General features: G+C 59.8%; 21 protein-coding genes. 17 read left to right on the forward strand and 4 right to left on the reverse strand.

Annotation, left to right across the window (positions count from 1 at the left end):
* The first annotated feature begins 26 nt into the window (after positions 1-26).
* The 14 genes from ACLGGT_RS21790 (at position 27) to lgt (ending at position 9,683) form a co-directional block, all read left to right on the forward strand.
* Positions 27-986: a hypothetical protein gene (locus tag ACLGGT_RS21790; RefSeq protein WP_437197720.1), complete on the forward strand. Its 960-nt coding sequence runs from the start codon at positions 27-29 to the stop codon at positions 984-986.
* Between the two features lie 308 nt (positions 987-1,294).
* The gene (locus ACLGGT_RS21795) at positions 1,295-1,855 is read left to right on the forward strand and encodes an RNA polymerase sigma factor (protein WP_437197693.1); all 561 of its coding nucleotides are present in this window, start codon (positions 1,295-1,297) and stop codon (positions 1,853-1,855) included.
* A 32-nt stretch (positions 1,856-1,887) separates the two neighbouring features.
* Positions 1,888-2,691: an anti-sigma factor family protein gene (locus ACLGGT_RS21800; RefSeq protein WP_437197694.1), complete on the forward strand. Its 804-nt coding sequence runs from the start codon at positions 1,888-1,890 to the stop codon at positions 2,689-2,691.
* Positions 2,692-2,704: 13 nt separating this feature from the next.
* The gene (locus tag ACLGGT_RS21805) at positions 2,705-3,400 is read left to right on the forward strand and encodes a thioredoxin domain-containing protein (RefSeq protein ID WP_437197695.1); all 696 of its coding nucleotides are present in this window, start codon (positions 2,705-2,707) and stop codon (positions 3,398-3,400) included.
* Between the two features lie 38 nt (positions 3,401-3,438).
* Complete coding sequence (locus tag ACLGGT_RS21810) at positions 3,439-4,011, forward strand: L,D-transpeptidase (protein ID WP_437197696.1); 573 nt, start codon at positions 3,439-3,441, stop codon at positions 4,009-4,011.
* 36 nt (positions 4,012-4,047) lie between these two features.
* The gene (locus ACLGGT_RS21815; RefSeq protein ID WP_437197697.1) at positions 4,048-4,572 is read left to right on the forward strand and encodes a hypothetical protein; all 525 of its coding nucleotides are present in this window, start codon (positions 4,048-4,050) and stop codon (positions 4,570-4,572) included.
* 274 nt (positions 4,573-4,846) lie between these two features.
* The gene (locus ACLGGT_RS21820; RefSeq protein WP_437197698.1) at positions 4,847-5,422 is read left to right on the forward strand and encodes a DsbE family thiol:disulfide interchange protein; all 576 of its coding nucleotides are present in this window, start codon (positions 4,847-4,849) and stop codon (positions 5,420-5,422) included.
* Complete coding sequence (locus ACLGGT_RS21825; RefSeq protein ID WP_437197699.1) at positions 5,419-5,937, forward strand: TlpA family protein disulfide reductase; 519 nt, start codon at positions 5,419-5,421, stop codon at positions 5,935-5,937. The genes ACLGGT_RS21820 and ACLGGT_RS21825 overlap by 4 nt, the downstream gene beginning before the upstream one ends.
* 3 nt (positions 5,938-5,940) lie before the next feature.
* Positions 5,941-6,180, forward strand: a complete 240-nt coding sequence (locus ACLGGT_RS21830) for a hypothetical protein (RefSeq protein ID WP_437197700.1) — start codon at positions 5,941-5,943, stop codon at positions 6,178-6,180.
* Positions 6,177-6,827, forward strand: coding sequence for an SCO family protein (locus tag ACLGGT_RS21835; protein ID WP_437197701.1), 651 nt, complete (start codon positions 6,177-6,179; stop codon positions 6,825-6,827). Before ACLGGT_RS21830 ends, ACLGGT_RS21835 begins: the two co-directional genes overlap by 4 nt.
* Positions 6,824-7,267 carry a copper chaperone PCu(A)C gene (locus ACLGGT_RS21840; protein WP_437197703.1) on the forward strand — a complete coding sequence of 148 codons (444 nt, stop codon included), beginning with the start codon at positions 6,824-6,826 and terminating at the stop codon, positions 7,265-7,267. The genes ACLGGT_RS21835 and ACLGGT_RS21840 overlap by 4 nt, the downstream gene beginning before the upstream one ends.
* Positions 7,264-7,866 carry a TlpA family protein disulfide reductase gene (locus ACLGGT_RS21845; RefSeq protein ID WP_437197704.1) on the forward strand — a complete coding sequence of 201 codons (603 nt, stop codon included), beginning with the start codon at positions 7,264-7,266 and terminating at the stop codon, positions 7,864-7,866. The genes ACLGGT_RS21840 and ACLGGT_RS21845 overlap by 4 nt, the downstream gene beginning before the upstream one ends.
* Before the next feature lie 16 nt (positions 7,867-7,882).
* Positions 7,883-8,611: a cytochrome c biogenesis CcdA family protein gene (locus ACLGGT_RS21850; protein WP_437197705.1), complete on the forward strand. Its 729-nt coding sequence runs from the start codon at positions 7,883-7,885 to the stop codon at positions 8,609-8,611.
* Between the two features lie 154 nt (positions 8,612-8,765).
* Positions 8,766-9,683: a prolipoprotein diacylglyceryl transferase gene (lgt, locus tag ACLGGT_RS21855; RefSeq protein ID WP_437197707.1), complete on the forward strand. Its 918-nt coding sequence runs from the start codon at positions 8,766-8,768 to the stop codon at positions 9,681-9,683.
* A gap of 207 nt (positions 9,684-9,890) precedes the next feature.
* Here the strand turns inward: lgt and ACLGGT_RS21860 are convergent, their stop codons facing one another.
* Positions 9,891-10,589, reverse strand: coding sequence for an ArsR/SmtB family transcription factor (locus ACLGGT_RS21860; RefSeq protein WP_437197709.1), 699 nt, complete (start codon positions 10,587-10,589; stop codon positions 9,891-9,893).
* A gap of 85 nt (positions 10,590-10,674) precedes the next feature.
* Here ACLGGT_RS21860 and ACLGGT_RS21865 point away from each other — a divergent pair, with 85 nt between their 5' ends.
* From ACLGGT_RS21865 to ACLGGT_RS21875, 3 genes are read left to right on the forward strand one after another with little or no spacing between them, the layout of a single operon-like run.
* On the forward strand, positions 10,675-11,529 hold the full coding sequence (locus ACLGGT_RS21865; protein WP_437197711.1) for a sterol desaturase family protein: 855 nt from the start codon (positions 10,675-10,677) through the stop codon (positions 11,527-11,529).
* Entirely contained in the window at positions 11,526-11,834 is a 309-nt protein-coding gene (locus ACLGGT_RS21870; protein ID WP_437197713.1) for a DsrE/DsrF/TusD sulfur relay family protein, read from the forward strand. Before ACLGGT_RS21865 ends, ACLGGT_RS21870 begins: the two co-directional genes overlap by 4 nt.
* A 27-nt stretch (positions 11,835-11,861) precedes the next feature.
* A complete protein-coding gene (locus tag ACLGGT_RS21875) occupies positions 11,862-13,223 on the forward strand; it encodes an ISKra4 family transposase (RefSeq protein WP_437197714.1) in 1,362 nt (453 codons plus the stop codon).
* A gap of 205 nt (positions 13,224-13,428) precedes the next feature.
* On the opposite strand, the gene ACLGGT_RS21880 is transcribed toward ACLGGT_RS21875, so the two are convergent.
* From ACLGGT_RS21880 to ACLGGT_RS21890, 3 genes are all read right to left on the reverse strand, one after another.
* Positions 13,429-14,271, reverse strand: a complete 843-nt coding sequence (locus tag ACLGGT_RS21880; protein WP_437197628.1) for a hypothetical protein — start codon at positions 14,269-14,271, stop codon at positions 13,429-13,431.
* A 240-nt stretch (positions 14,272-14,511) separates the two neighbouring features.
* The gene (locus tag ACLGGT_RS21885; RefSeq protein ID WP_437197629.1) at positions 14,512-15,168 is read right to left on the reverse strand and encodes a hypothetical protein; all 657 of its coding nucleotides are present in this window, start codon (positions 15,166-15,168) and stop codon (positions 14,512-14,514) included.
* Between the two features lie 580 nt (positions 15,169-15,748).
* On the reverse strand, positions 15,749-16,633 hold the full coding sequence (locus ACLGGT_RS21890) for a WYL domain-containing protein (RefSeq protein ID WP_437197630.1): 885 nt from the start codon (positions 16,631-16,633) through the stop codon (positions 15,749-15,751).
* Between the last annotated feature and the right edge of the window lie 123 nt (positions 16,634-16,756).

Here is a 16,756-nt window from a genome sequence, read left to right on the forward strand (position 1 = left end):
ACGATCTGTGGTTCCTGCCCGGTCCCATGGAAGAAGAGCCGGATTATTTGCCGCCCGGACCGCGGGCCGAACCGCGTGAAGCCGAGGTTCTCGACGATTGGCGGAAAGCAGAGGCGGATCTTGCCGCGCGTCTTGCCCGTGTGGCCGGCCGCGTCGGCGCGTTGGACGACCGGCTTAAGCGCAGCCCGGAAGGCTGGCGTCACAGGCTCGCGCTGATCGAGGCTGCCGACCTCAGCTGGTTCGTGGGCGACCGCATCGGCCCGGACCGGCTGGCGCTCTGGATCTCCATGCGCATTTCCGGCCTGCAAGACGACACTGCCGCGCTCGCACGTGTTGGTTGGGCAGTGCGCCGTCTGACAGGGGGGCCAGGCCCAGAGGCGGACCTGTCTGCCTTTCTCGACCGGCGCGATCCAGAGAACATGGCAGATGAGGCCGAGCCCTTTGCGGACCGCGCGGGCGGTTGGCTCGACCTGATGGCGCAAGCCGCCGATCTTAACCCGATCACCCGTGCCTGCGCGGGTTATCACCTCTGGAGCCTCGCAGGCCTGGGGCAGCAGGGCGATCAAATAGAAGCAGCAGTCACGGCCGCGCGGATCGCGGCCAGCGAGGGCAAAGGCGCAGTCTTTGCGCCTCTGGCTATGGGAGGGGCAGGGGGGCTGCGCGGTGGCGGCTCACCCGTTGACCGTCTGGCGCGATGGCTTGACGGGATGGAGACGGCATGCCTTACCGCAATGCGGCACCTAGACGATATCGAGGCATGGTCTGGGCGGGCAGAAACCGAAATGGCCCCGCTCTCGGGCAAGACCCCGCGCGCCTTGCGCGTCGTGTTGACCGAATGGCCCCTTGTATCCGCTCCGATGGCCGAGGCCATAACAGGCTTGAGCCGCGCCGCCGTTCAGCGCAACCTCACCTGGATGGAAACGCGAGGCCTGGTCCGCGAGATGACCGGGCAAGGACGTTATCGGATGTGGCGGACTGCGAACTGAAAAGTATTGCAAGCCGTGCCGCTTCTGACCAAGCGCATTGAGAAATCTGAACACTCGAGCCAAGCCATATCCATAAGCAACAAGAAGGCGACCTTGGCAAAATGTGCTGAGCTGCGTGACCGAGTGCATGCACCTTACCACGATGCAAAGGGGAGCGACTAATCAACAGTGCCCCCCTGAACTCCCTTAATATCATCATCACACGATTGTGAGCACATTTATCGGTTTTATCGAGACCCAATCGCTAGAGGCTTCGTCTTAGTGGTCAGACACCGGTAACGGTCAAACTGCGTCGAGGATAGAGGATTGTGCTGAAACGGGGCCGAAGCACAAAGTTCGAAGAGCTTTTGCAAGTCAATATCGATGCGCTCTATCGCACGGCCCTTCGCCTGTCGCAGGACCGTGCGCTGGCTGAAGATCTGGTGCAGGATGCCAGCTTGCGCGCCTATCGGACTTATACGAATGGCACTGTGCCCGACAACTTTCGGGCGTGGATCTTTCGAATCATGATCAATCTGCACATCGATCACCAAAGGCGGGGAAGTCTTCCGACGGATCCCAAAGCGCTGGACGACCTGCCGACCGGTGACCAGGGGCCAGCGCAGAGTTTCGCCAATGCCCGCCTCGGTCGCGATATCGCGGCGGCCGTGGATGGATTGCCTGAGGATCTTCGTCTCGTTGTGCAACTGGTTTTGGTCGAGGGCATGAGCTATCGCGACGCCGGCGTGAGCATCGACTGTCCTGAAGGAACCGTGAGATCGCGACTGAACCGGGCGCGCATGCTTCTGCGCGAGAAACTCGCGGACCATGCGCCAGAGAGCACGGGCGATCGCGTCCTCCGGTTCACCAAGCGCAAAGAGGTAAGCTGATGACCTGTCGTTCAATAGAACCCGAAACGCTCATGGCCTGGGTAGATGGCGGGCTCGATGCGGAAGCTACGCGTGATGTGGCCTGCCACATCGCGATTTGCCCGAGTTGTCAAAACGAGGTTGCGGCGCTGCGGGCGGAAACGGACGCATTGCGGCAGGCTCTCGGCAGCGAACGGGCGCCTGCGCAACTTCATGCGCGGATTGCCACGCATCTGGCCGCCGAAGAGAGACGTTCGACCTTCGGGTTCACCTTCGCCGCGCTGCGGCCCAGAATGCTGCGGGCAATCTCCGGAACAGCGCTGGCTGCTTCTCTGCTTCTGGCCGCGTTCATCCTCGATTTCAACCCTCGCGGCCTGAATGCACCGGCGCTCACGCTGGATGCCATAGCGGTGGAAACGACACAGGATTACCGAACGTTCCGGGCGAGCCAGCGTGTGCTCGATGTCGCCAGCGACGATTCCACTGAAACGCTTGCCTGGCTCTCGGCGCGGATCGACGGGCCGCTTCCGGCGCTGTCGGACAGCGTACTCGACTATCGGCTTGTCGGGGGGCGCTTGTGTCTGTTGCTGGGGCAGCGGCTGGGCGCCCTGACCTATGAAAATGAAACGGGTCAGATCACGGTCTATGTGATTTCCAATCCCGCCGAACAGGTTTCGGGGCATGGGCTGGACACCGACGGCCAGGTGGTCCGGCACGAACAAGGCAACATCGGTTCCGTGGTCTGGTCGCAGGACGGGCTGGTGATCGCGCTTCTCTCAACGCTCTCGGATGCCGAAAAAACGCGCTTCGCGGACGCATTCCGAGAAACCCTGAACACACGCTTTCTGGAAATCTGAAGGAGATCTCGATATGGCAAGAACTCAATCTCGGCGCACCGCATTGATGGTGCTCGGAGGCACGGGCGCGGTGGTCGCGTTGGTTCCCATATTCGCCGGTCAGGGCGGCCACTACGGCGCGGGCGCGCAGCATAGCGGGACGGCGCGAAGCCATGCCGCCCTAGGCACAACCCATTTCGATGATGTGCCCTTGCGGGATACGGATTTTGTCCTTGGTGCCGAGGACGCCCCGATCACCTTGATCAAGTACGGCTCGTTGACCTGCCCCCACTGCGCTGCGTTTCATGTCAACACCGCATCTGTTCTGAAGCGCGACCATATTCCTGAGGGCCGCGTCCGCTATGTCCATAGGCATTTCCCGTTGAACCAGCCAGCCATGGCCGCCGCCATGTTGCTGCACAGCGGAAACGGCAGCGTGGACCGTTTCTATGGGCTTCTCGACATCCTCTACACCGAGCAGCGCGAATGGGCTTCGGGTGACTATATCAGTAGTTTGCGCGCGATTGCAGGGCGCACCGGGGTCGCAGGCGCAGAGTTTGAGGCCATACTTGCAGACGAGAAGCTCGGCGAGCGGATCATCGCTGAACGTGATGAGGGATCGCAGGTCTACGGCGTCACCGCCACACCGACCCTTCTGGTCAATGGAGGTCGGTACAGCGGCAACCACAGCATCGCACAACTCGAGCCGATCTTCGAACAACTCACGTAAATCCCCGGTGTCATTCGTCCTTAACGGAGCAGATTTTCATGACAGAAATCTCTAGAAGGCACTTGTTGCTTTTGGCGTCGGCCAATGCCGCGATGGCTATGGCAGCGCCAGCTATCGCCAGCGAGAGCGGCATCTCCCAAACGGTTGTAAGACGCAATGCGTCAGGCTTCCGTCCGGTTCGGTGGCGGGATCAGTTCGACTCGCTGCGCCATGGGGCCATTGTCTGCGACACCCGATCCAAGGCGTTGCATTATTGGTCCGAAGACGGCGTGATCGAACTTATGTATCCCTGTTCGGTCCCGATGTCGGAGGATTTGACCCGGCGCGGCCGCACCGAAATCACGCTCAAACGTCGCGATCCGGTTTGGATCCCCACACCCAGCATGCGTGAGCGCAACCCGGATTTGCCAGCGCGGGTGGAAGCGGGGCCGAAAAACCCGATGGGCACACGGGCGTTGAACCTCACATGGCAATACTACCGGATACACGGCATCGACAATCCTGCGAAAATCGGTCGAGCGGCGTCGAACGGCTGTTTCGGCCTCTACAATCACCAGGTCGAAGAGCTGTTCGAGCTGGTTCGCGTCGGTACTCAGGTCGTTGTCATCTGACCCCACGACACCTGATCAAAACAACAAGAGAGTGACATGAAAAAGCAAAGTAAATCCCCTCATAGCACGACTAGGGCGAAACCTTCTTCGGCTGGGCAGTCGAACGAAGAGACCGTGTCGGAAAGCAGGCTCTCACGTCGAGACATTCTGCGTTATCTGCGCAATGGCACGATCGCGGCGGGTGTTCTGGGCTTTGGTGGCTGGAGCGTTTCCCGCACCTATGCGCAACAGGTCGAGCTTCTTGATCTTGACGCTATCGGAAATGGCACGCCCACCGTCGTGCAGGTCCACGATCCACATTGCCCGACCTGTCAGGAACTCCAGAAAAGAACGCTGCGCGCGGCGAAGGATTTCGAGGATGGCGCACTGCAGGTACGCGTAGCCAATATTCGTGGTCCCGAAGGCCGGGCTATCGCCGACAGGTATGGCGTGCCGCATGTCACACTTTTGCTGTTTGACGGGCAGGGCGAAATGCGAAGGGTCATCAGCGGGCTGCAAGAGGTCAGCTATCTCCGTGACCAGTTCAGATCGCATGTCGCACGTTTCTCGCAAGCATCCTGATTTCCGTGATGTGCGTGAACGAAAAATCGCCAGAAGTGCCAAGCGGATTGGGAGCTTGATTGACCGATATGTCCATTCTCTTGATTGAGACCGTAGCAGCGGCAGCGGCCGTCCTGTTGACCACGACTGGCTTGGTGGCAGTTTGTGCCGTTACGTTCACGACCGCCTTTTTGCTTTTCAGATTAAGCAAAGCGGCGATCGGAGCGTCCCGATACTCTCGCCAATCGACTTCGCAGCCGGGGTCGGACGGCAATCGGATGGGTGGAAAAACGCCGTGACCAAAGACCCCCAGAGCCGTGCATCAACGAGAGTGTGGCTGATCGGTCTTGCACCGGTATCGATTTTTGCGGCACTTGCAGCGGCCTTCTATTGGGGCCTTTGGAACAAAGACGACCGGTTGCCGTCGACGCTGATCGGCAAGCAGATTCCGGAATTCGTCTTGCCCCCTATAGACGGTAGGGGGAAGGGTTTGTCTTCGGCGGACCTGCGCGGCGAGGTGTCGATTGTCAATGTCTGGGCGTCGTGGTGCATCCCTTGCCGTGTCGAGATGCCTCTGCTGGTAGAACTCGCGGAAGCCGATACGGTTCCGATCCACGGGATCAACTATCGGGACACGCCCACCGGTGCGCGCGGGTTCCTTCAGGAACTTGGTGATCCTTATGACCACATCGGGGCGGACAGAAACGCCAGGGTCGCGATAGACTGGGGTGTATACGGCTTGCCGGAAACCTTCGTCATAGATGCGCAGGGGCGGATTGCCTACAAGCATGTGGGCCCGTTCAGTCGGGAAATACTGGAACGAGATATTCTTCCGGTTGTCCGAAAGCTCCAATCCGAGGGCGCATCATGATCCGCAGGGCCCTGATCGCGGGCTCGCTTGCATTGGTGGCCGCGCAGGCAGCGGCAAGGCCATCGATGATCATGCATGCTGATCCGCGGCCGATCCTTTCTCCTTCGATCGAGGATGATAACGGCATGGATCTACGGCTCGATGACTTTCTCGGGCGTATCGTGCTGGTCAATATCTGGGCGACATGGTGCGCGGCTTGCCGGGCGGAATTGGAAACGCTCGATCATTTGCAGCAAAAGCTGGGCGGTGATGCTTTCCACGTCTTGCCTCTGTGCGTGGACGGCTCCGATTTGCCCTCTGTGAGGCGGTTTTACAACGCGCTTGGCTTGAACAACATGGCGATTTACCGGTCCGAGGACATCGCTGCGGTTGATGCTTTCGGAATCGAGGGCGTGCCCACGACGATACTGGTCGATCCTCAGGGCCGTGAGCGCGGACGGGTTTCAGGTGCCGCCGACTGGAACAGCAGGCAAATCGCAACGCGGTTTCAGAGTAAGATTGCCGGAGGGATCTAGAAAATGAGGAAAGCCAACCATGATCCCGCCACTGCGCCCTTGGGAAACTCAAGAAAACCGGCGGCGACATATGGTCAAACGCTGTTTTCCGTTTTGATTTTGGGGGCGGGCATGAAAGTGCATTCAGGACCAATCGTAGACCTTGCCGCGACCACCCTTTTTCTTGGTGTAGCCCTATCTGTTTTGATTGGCTTGGGCTTGGTGCTCGAGCCGGTAGCCTCCGCTGCGGGAGCTTCTGAATGATACCCGAACATATGAACATTTCGCCGCGCTACATTCGGGCTTTTCTTTGGGGACTCGTTGCGCTCAGCATGTTTCTCGTGAGTGCATTGGTGATAGCGCGCGATTCATCGGATTCTGTCGCGAACTTGGGCACCATGACAGGCGAGGCAGCGATCTTGAATGAATATGCGCTCGTGGATCAGTCTGGTCAGTCGGTAACACCGGATACCTATGCCGGAACATGGCAAATGGTTTTCTTCGGCTTCACGCATTGCCCCGATATCTGCCCGATGACCCTGAGTTACATGGCCGAGGTGATGGATCATCTTGGGCCGAGGACGGACAATGTCACGCCCATTTTCATCACCGTTGACCCGGCGCGCGATACTGTTGACGTCATGAAGGCGTATTCAGAGGCGTTTCACCCGTCACTTGTCGGATTGACCGGCACTCAGGCGCAGGTCGATGCGGCCGCGCGCAACTTCAGGGTCTGGCATGAACGCAGCGAAGACGATCTGGCCCCGGACGGATACATCATCGCCCATACCGGCTTCATCCACCTGATGCGACCGGACGGTCGGTTTGAGGATGTATATCTCGATAGCAGACAGACCCCTGAGGATATGGCGGCGGAACTCTCGGCGCTCATTTCAGAGGCGTCTTCATGAAGTGCAGCCTGACATTTGGCCTGGCGCTGTTTTATGGATCCACCGCCGCGATGGCCGATGTGCGTGTCACAGACCAGTGGGCCCGCGCCAGCATCCTGGCCAGCCGCCCCGGTGCCGCCTACCTGACGCTTGAAAGCGATATCGCGGACCGGCTCACGGCGCTTGAAACGCCGGCGGCGGGCCATGTGATGCTGCATGACACTGTAACGGATGCCAGCGGTGTCTCCCGCATGCACCATATCGATGTGCTCGATCTTGCCCCCGGCACCCCTGTCACCTTCGCCCCCGGCGGGATGCACCTGATGCTGATGGGGCTGACCGGGAAGCTGGAGGAGGGTCGCACCTTCCCCCTGACCCTGAGTTTCGAGCATGCCGGAGAGATCACGGTCGAAGTGCCGGTTCTGAGCGTTACCGCGACCGGGCCGAAGGGGGCGGAATGAAACATGTCCTTGTCTGTCTCGCACTTGTCGTGCCGCCTGTACCGGCAATGGCGCATCATCCGGGCGAACGGATCGACGAGGTGATGGCCGAGCGGGAACCTGCCTTCGAGGCCACGGACCTGCGGCGGACGCCGAACCTAAGTGGCACTGATGCCGATGGCACGCCGCTGCGGCTCGATGCCCTTCAGGACCGGATCGTCGTCATCAGCTTTGCGCCCGACGGTTGCGGCGCACCATGCGACAACCAGCAGGCGCTACTGCACAAGGTTCAAGAGGGGGTGAATGTCACGCCGATGCGCGAGATGGTCACGTTCCTCACGGTCGGTCTGACGACAGAGGGCTGGGACAGCACGAACTGGCACGCGATTTCTATCGAGGGCGTTATCTCTGAAGCTGCCGATGACTACGCCGCCTTGTCAGAACGCGACAGCGCTGCCCCGATGATCCATGTCATCGGCCGGGGCGGGCGCCACGCGGCGATTTTCCATGGCGCGGATTTCTCACATGTAAACCTCATCCTCTACATCAACGAGCTGACCAACTCAGCACCGCCGTCCGAACCGGGCCTTCTCGACCGGCTTTTCGGCAGCGGAAACTGACGGGTGGAGCACAGTCATGGCTGACTTCTCGCTCATCGGAATGACTGCGGCCCTTCTGGCCGGTGCGATTTCCTTTGTCTCACCCTGTGTGCTTCCGCTCGTGCCAGGCTATGTCTCCTATATCGCGGGGCGCTCGGTAGGCGACGCAGTGACCCCGGGCCGCGGCCAGGTTGTCTGGCTCAGCCTTTGGTTTGTGCTGGGATTCTCCACGATTTTCATGATCCTCGGGGCCTCGGCCACCGCCCTTGGGCAATCGCTGCTGCGCTGGCGCTATGAGCTCAACTTCCTCGGCGGTGGAATCATCATCCTGTTCGGGCTCTTCATGCTGGGGGCAGCACGTATTCAGGCGATGGAGCGGGATTTTCGGTTTCACCTCGACCTGCCGGGAGGACGCCCCACGGGCTCTTATGTGCTTGGGCTCGCCTTCGGCTTTGGCTGGACTCCCTGCATCGGTCCGATCCTTGGCGCGATCCTGACCGCCAGCGCGACAAGTGCCACCATTGGAGAGGGCGTGACATTGCTTGCGATCTACTCCGCCGGGCTTGGCATCCCGTTCCTGATCGTCGCCGCCTTCACCGACCGCCTTACGGGTCGCCTGCGCGGTGTGGGACGTTTGGGCCGTCGTCTGCATCAGGGCGCAGGCGTGGTGATGATTCTTATGGGGATCGCCATGATCACCGGTCAGCTCAGCGCCCTGTCATACTGGTTACTCGATGTGTTTCCGGTGCTGGGTCAGATCGGGTGAACGAGCTCCCTCATATGCTTCGGAGTTCGGCAAAGGGAGGTTGTCCGCCATGACCGACGGCAATCACCGCCAAGTTCATAAAGAGGAATGTTGATGCGCGAATCGTAATTTCTTTCGGCTTCCTATCCCGAAAAGTAACAAAGGAGCATGATCCTTGCTTACCGCAGCAATACCATTCCCCGACATAGGAACGGACCTTTTTTCATTTGATATCTGGGGATTCCCAGTTGCGCTCCGTTGGTATGCGCTCGCGTATATCGTCGGAATCCTCATAGGATGGCGTATCTGCTTGGCGGCTGTCCAACGTCCGCCAATCTGGCCCCATGAAGGCCCTCCGCTTGACCCACGACGAATCGAAAGTCTTTTGACTTGGATAATTCTGGGTGTGATCGTCGGCGGCCGCCTCGGCTTTGTTCTGTTTTATCAGCCCAGTCATTTCCTAACCAACCCTTGGGAGATCTTCATGGTATGGCAAGGGGGGATGTCGTTTCACGGCGGCTTTGCAGGTGTGGCCATGTCGACTCTGGTATTTTGCATCCGTCATAAGGCGCCTCTTCTGAGCACGGCAGACATGCTTGCCCTTGCAACTCCGCCGGGGCTGTTTCTGGGGCGTCTGGCCAATTTCACCAACAACGAGCTTTGGGGCAGACCGACGGATGTGCCATGGGCCGTTATCTTTCCCGGCGAGGCAGCGCAGACTTGTCCGGGCCTTGTCAGCCTTTGCGCTCGCCATCCCTCGCAACTCTATGAGGCGCTTCTCGAAGGACTTCTGCTTGGACTTCTGCTGCTCTATCTTGCCTGGCGACGCGACTGGCTGAAAGCGCCGGGCGCTTTGGCTGGCGCGTTTCTAGTTGGATATGGGCTTGGCAGAAGTTTTGTGGAACTGTTCAGGCAGCCTGACGCACAGTTCGTGAGCGGCGATAACCCGATCGGTCATGCACTTCATTTCGGTGCTTGGGGGTTGACGATGGGTCAGGCGCTATCGGTGCCGATGATCCTGCTCGGGACGGGACTATTACTTCACGCCATGGGCAAGACGAAAAGTCTGAAACACAATTGGGGGGGTAAGTGACTTGCGCCGGATGAGCTGGTGCCGCGCTCTGCCACCTAGAGGCCTGAAGAGTGCGACCTGCAAGGCAGGTATTGACACGGGAGCGCCGAAGTCTTGGACCAGATACATGGTTGATAGAACGCTATCTGTTGTTGTCAGGCGGGAGTTGCAAATTCCAATCTATGCCAGATCAGAGCTTAGTTTTCTCAAGGTTGGTGAATCAGGTCGTCACCAAGTGACCGCTGATGTCGGACCATCAGAACAACCGGGTTCCGTACTCACCGCCCGCCCGTCCTCGCGCCATTCGGGCAGGCCGCCCGCCATGCGGCGCGCGTTGAAGCCGTGATGGCGGAGGCGGGCCACGGCCTGATGGGCGTAGATGCAATAGGGACCGCGGCAATAGGCGACGACTTCGGCTTCTGGGTCGAGCGCGGGCAAAAGCCGGTCGAGATCGGCCAATGTCGTGTTCTGCGCGCCGGGGATGTGGCCTGCGGCGAACTCGTCTTCGGGTCGGATGTCGAGCAGGGTGACGGCGCCCTGCGCCAGACGTTCGGCCAGATCGGCGCGGGTGATCGGCTCGGGCGCGGGGGCCTCCCCCGAAAGCCCGTCGAGAATATCCGTGACCTGCGCCAGATTGGCCTCGGCCACCTCGCTCAGCAACCCCATGAGCGCGATGCTGCGCGCGTCCTTCAGCCGGTAGATCACCGCCTTGCCCGCGCGGCGGCTGGTGACGAGCCCGGCACGGCGCAGCTGCTGCAGGTGTTGCGAGGCGTTGGCGACCGAGAGCCCGGTCTTGCGTGCGAGGGCCTCGACCGCCGCCTCGGTCTGCGCCAGCTGTTCCAGCAGCATCAGGCGCGCGGGGGCGGCAAGCGCCTGCGCGACGAGGGCGTATTCCTTCAGGAGGGCCTGTTTCGGGCTGGTTGACATGGCGGGAGCGCGCCTTTACTCAATCAAGTTATTACTTGAATGATAACCGTTCCACGTCGCCGCGCAACCCCCGAAGGATCTGCTCATGTCCGACATGCTCCTGAATGCAGAAGCTGCGATCCGCCTCACGATCTTTCTGGGCATTCTCATCGGCATGATGCTCTGGGAACTCTCCGCGCCGCGCCGGCGGCAGGAGATCCCGCGCGTGCTCCGCTGGACAAACAATCTCGGGCTGGTGGTGCTGGACACGGTGATCCTGCGGCTGACCTTCCCTGTGCTTGCTGTCGGTCTGGCGGTGCTCGGGGCTGAAAAAGGCTGGGGCCTCTTCAACAATATCGACGCACCCGCCTGGGTGGCGACCCTCGTCTCGGTGCTGGTGCTCGACCTGGCGATCTACCTGCAGCATGTGCTGTTTCACGCAGTGCCGGGGCTGTGGCGGCTGCACCGGATGCATCACGCCGACCTCGAATTCGACGCCACCACCGGGCTGCGCTTCCACCCGGTCGAGATCGTGATGTCAATGGGGATCAAGCTGGCGGTGGTGGCGGCGCTTGGCCCGCCTGCGGTGGCGGTGCTGATCTTTGAGGTGCTGCTCAACGGCACGGCGCTGTTCAATCACGCCAATATCGACCTGCCGCGCCGGGTGGATCGCTGGTTGCGCCTGATCGTGGTGACGCCCGACATGCACCGGGTGCATCATTCCACCGATCCACGCGAGACCAATTCCAACTATGGCTTCAACCTGCCGTGGTGGGACAGGCTGCTCGGCACCTATGTGGCGCAGCCCGCCAAGGGGCATCACGGCATGGAAATCGGGATCGAGCAGTTCCGAACGCGGCGCGATCTGTGGCTCGATCGGATGCTGGTGCAGCCGGTTCGCGGCCCGGCCTCGGGCCATGCCCTGGACCCCCGGATCACAACGAAGGAGCCAACGAAATGAAACACCTGATCCTGCTAAATGATCCGCCCTACGGCACCGAGCGCAGCTTCAACGGGCTGCGCATGACGCATGCGCTAGCCAAGCAGGATGACGAAGCTGAGATCACCGTGTTCCTGATGGCCGATGCGGCGCAATGCGCCAAGGCGGGGCAAAAGACGCCCGAGGGGTTCTACAATATCGAGCGGATGCTGCGCCGGGTGCTGTCGGCGGGCGGCCGCGTGCTGATCTGCGGCACCTGCATGGATGCACGCGGTCGGGAGTGGACAAAACATGGGGGTCATCTTCGTCGTTGCGGCCCGTGCTAAGGTGAGTTCTTTGCGTGGGGGGATGCCATGGACGTACGGACTACAATCGAAACTACCTTCGACAACGGGGAGAAGCGCACTCATCAGCTTGACGGCATTTCTCGACCCTACCGGGTGACCTGTCCAGACGGGATCGGGTTGCGCCTTGAGGATGGGAAGAGGGTTGTCGAACAGATTCAGCGGGCAATTCTTTGCGATCAGGTTGAGGAAATCATCCGAGAAAGCCGCGTATGCCCGGATTGCGCCTCGGTTCGTCCCATTCATGACTATCGCACGCGCGATCTCGACACGCTCTTTGGGCGGGTTCGGGTAAAAGCCGCGCGCTTGCGCCGCTGTTCTTGTGATGCCAGGTCAGCGGCAATGCCCGGCGGACCTATTTCTCCGCTGGCCTATTTTTTTCCTGACCGGTCTACCCCGGAGCTGCAGCGGCTCCATGCGGAACTCGGGTCCCGGCATTCCTTTCGCGAAGCCGCGCGGCTGATGAAAAGCTTCCTCCCCTGCCATCCGCCCCATCACACCACGGTGCGTGACCGGTTGGGAAGAGTAGCCACTGCGCTCGAGAAAAATCGAAGGGCATCAGGCGATCCCGTTGAAGCACCGCCCAAAGGTGGTTTGACGGTTTTTCTGGACGGTGCGCATATCCGCTGTCGACCGGAGTATCAGCAGCGACACCTGGATCTTGTGGTCGGTAAGATTGAAAGTCGCAATATGTGCCGACGATTTGGCTTGGTCGCCAATGCGACGGCATCGCCAGGCAGCCGGATGCGAGAAGAGCTGTCAGACTTTGGATGGAAGCCGGGCCGTCTGTTGACGGTAATCTCTGATGGCGAGCTTGCTCTCCCGAACCTCATACGGAATGCCATGGGTGGCGACGGCCAGGTGAAGCATATCCTCGACTGGTGGCACATCTCGATGCGCATTCGACATGTCGAGGCCGCCGTTCAGGGTCTGGTCCAGATACCGGGATTCCCTGGAATTCCGGTGCTGTTCCAGCGCCCCGCGAAAAGCCTCCGCTGGTGGCTTTGGCATGGCAGAGCACGGGTCGCGGAAACATATCTGAAGGCGCTCATGTATGATTGCACCCGCCTTGCGGAAGAGCCCCTGGCTGTCCGCACCGCTGCCGCTCGTGTGCAGGCCCGTTGCGAGACACTGTACACCTATCTCGCGAACAACATGGAATCCCTCGTCGACTATGGCCGACGGTACCGTACCGGGCTGCCCATCTCGTCATCACGTGCCGAAGGATCAGTCGATGACATTGCCAATGCCCGCATGGGAAAGCGCAGAAGGATGCGGTGGTCGCCCAAAGGGGCTCACCGAGTAGCCGTCACAAGGGCCGCAGTTCTCGATGGTCGGCTGACCGTCGCAAACAGAAAACGCGCCGCATGACCCCCATGTTTTGTCCACTCCCGATTTAAGGGCTACGCGACACCGCCCAAGAGTGTTGACGAATATCTGTCGATCCTGACGCAACAAGGGCTGGTCGCAACTGTTGCTGACCTGGAGCAGTTTGCCGATCTGCTCTGATTGGCGCCATCGCGGGTCTTGGCGTACTCAACTCGTTTTGGCATTGCAGGTGCTAACCTCTCCATTGTCACCGCGCAATCTCCCCAGCCAATACAGCTCGACCATGCACAGCCAGCATGGCCGTGAACCGCTGGCATCCAAACTGGCGGATGACCTCGAGAACCCGCGCCTCATAAGCGGCCATACCGATCTTGCTACACAGGTCGGAAGCATGAAATTGGCGGTTTGTGCTCGGCGCGGCCTTGATCTGATCGCGTAGCTCACGCTCGCGCGGATCGAGCATCGCTTGCGGTTTGGGCACTTCTTTTGGCCGAGGTGTAGCGCCCGGCGCGGTGCGCCACCTGCGCATGAATCCGAGCAAGAACCCCGCTGGAACCTTCTCGTTGCCGCGCGCGCGGTTGAACGCAAGGAAGCGATCCCAGATCACTTGCGTGTCGACATTCCAGCATGGAAGCACGGTCTTCGCAGCCTTGATCAAGTCGGCCCAGCAAGTCTGAAACACGTCTGAAACTGCATTAATGTTGATATGTCCTGAGAATACAGTTTTGTTATAGTCTTTACTAGATAGTGATGTGTCGTCTCTACCTGACGCGACATCTTCGATCTCGCCTTCTTCATCAAAGGCTGTGAAGCGAAAGAGCCAGGGTGCATACTTGCCATTGGGCTTTTGGCGGGTGAGTTGCAGCTGGGAGGCTTCGAGTTCAGTCAAGAGCACGGTCAGATACTGGCGCGAGACGCCCATTTTTTCTGCGAGCGTAGATAGAGTGAACGCGGCCGTCCCGCGTGACAGGCCGTTGTAGCCTTCCTTCCAGGCAATGCCATCGAGGATGATCGTGGCCAATTTATGGGCGGATACGGAAAGCTCTGTCTGTGTGATCCGTCGCAAGATCAGGCCGGTTGTGGGTTCCATGGTCGGTGTCTCCTGAGAGAGCCGAGGCCATGCCGTGAGGTAACAACATTTTTGCCAGCAAAACAACTTTGCTGGTTGCAGAGGTTCGGACAGTGCGCTAGAAAAATCTTGTTCACGGGTTTTTTCTAACGCGGCGTCAGGCTTCACGGTCTGGCGTCGTTTCCCTTTTTGGGGTCGGTGCACAGTCTCTGGTGCAGGGTTTATCGGATACGGGCCGGCGCTACGCCGCCCCGCGCAGTGTCAGTAGCGGACCTCTTCGAAGCCGTAGTTTCCCTCGTGGTCGCGCCAATCCACGAAGACGGAGCGGTAGCTGATCGATCTGCAGTGAACGGGCTCCGGAAGTTGTGATGCTGGCGGAACATCGGCTACGCTCGATCGTGTCCAACGATAGTCGCCTTGCACCCCATATGAACCGAGGCGGGTGCTATCGTAACGGTTGCAATCCCCATCCCGGTTTTCGCGCTGGCTGAACTGGATGTGATAGACGCGAATGCTGCGAACGAAGTCGAAGGCATCGCCCGAGATGTCGATGTCAGCCTGTTCTTCTGCCTGCACCGGCAAAAAGAGCGGCGGGTCTTGCGGCACGCTGATCTGAGGCTCAGTTCGGAAAGCGATGTCGTAGAGCCGTTCCAACGGCGAAAGCGGGGCAGGGGCGCTGAACGACACTCCCATCGGGCAGCGCCAGATCTGTAGCGGCGGCTCGATCGGCCACGGTGTAATCCGCCGAATGAAGACGGACCGCGCATGGGCGCAAGGCGCCGATGCTGGCCAGCCTCCGGCCAGACAGAGCAAGATGGCGCAGTCAACCTGGTAGGCTTGCGCCTGCTCGACTGAACCGATGAGGCTCGATACGGTGATGGCAGCGGCGGCTGCCGCGCTTCGGACCCTGTGCTTCATGACGCCGACTCCCACTATAATGGTGCTGCGATACAAAACAACACGCACGATAGCAAGGCGATTTCATCGTATCCTGCTGTGTCGGCACTCAAGGCTTCGTCGGTAAAGGTTCGGACCTTTGCGGGCGCGCAAGCATTGATAGTGATGCGCGGCGGCAGTTCTCGAAGCAGTCTTGCGATAAGTGAGCGGCCAGATCATAAAGCGAGATACTGCGACTACGAGGGTACGGGTCGCTGGAAGCGCCGCCCTGCCTCGAAGCAGGGAGCAGCCGTCTACGAAGCGGCTGTCAAAAAACACAATAAATCCGTGGATTAGTCAGGCACGGTCGGCGGAGAAACCGGAAGCCTTCAAGCCGGGCTCAGCCGCGCCGGCGCCGTGATGATCTCAGCACCGATATTGAGCGCGGTCATCGCCGCGGCAGGCTAGCACTTGCTCGGGAAGGGGGACGGTTTTTGACGCGGCCAAGCCCACGTCTTGTCGGGTCGATAAGCCCAAGCAATCACGAGGCTCTCGTTGAGCACCAGCACGCTAGTACTGAAAGTCATCCGGTAACAATGATCCGGTACACAATAGCCAGAACTCACAGGGCGAAATTCGCCTTTTCCAGAGCTGCGGCTGTTTCAGCCCTGTTGATCACTACTATATGCTGGCTCCGGGCTGGCAATTGAGCGGCATCACCTAGAAGGCCTAGGCGTTTCAGCACATAAAAGAGCATCGCGTAGCGGGCGGTCAGAACGGCCGAACCGCCTGCCATCCCATAGTCCTTTGCGACCACCGCCTTCTGACTTTCAGTGAGGTCGGGATGCGGGCCGATCTTGACAGTAAAGTGCATCTGCCAAAGAGCGTCTTGACCAGCAGGTGCGCCTGCATCACCAAGTTCGCCCACATCAAGAATGCGCGGTAGGAGGAAGTCTTTGAACTTGTGAGTGATGTGGCAGTAGCCGCGCACATGCCAGCGAAAGCCATCATAGCCAAAGGCATGCGGTGTGATGCGACGCCAAGTCGGATCGGGGCGATCCTCGCTCATCGACTGATAGTGGAGATCGATTGATTTTACGTCCCGCACCGCGCTCAATACGGTGCGCAGCACCTCAGCGTTGATATCGCGGCGGGGTGTCAGCGCGATGTCGGTGTCGGGCATCTGAGTGATCCACGAATCCTTCAGTTCGATCAATCCCTCGGCGACCGAGCGCAGGCGTGACAGATAGCCAGAGGGGTCTGGCTTCAGGAAAATGGGCTCAAAATCCGGGCCGGCCACATAGCGCCTAGCGCTTTTGTCATAGAGCGCATTATGCGGCGCGCGCTCCTGATAGAGCGTTAAATCCTTCGATGCCTGCGGCACCGACACATCGAACATATCAATGATGTCCGAGCGGTTGACGCCGCCTTCCCAGAACAGCCGGAACTCAATGAATTCCAGGCGGCGTTCAACGCCCCACTTCAGTGCTGGCCCCTCGCTGATCATCCGCCTTCATTCCTTCACATCAGGAGGGCATAAAAACTATATGGACATATCTACGATGCCCATATATTTTTTATCTACACGATGGAGTCGCGTCAAGCGGAACCAGCGAGACAATAGGAGGAA

Source organism: Roseovarius sp. MS2, from assembly GCF_051447875.1.
In the GTDB taxonomy this organism is placed as follows: domain Bacteria; phylum Pseudomonadota; class Alphaproteobacteria; order Rhodobacterales; family Rhodobacteraceae; genus Roseovarius; species Roseovarius mucosus_A.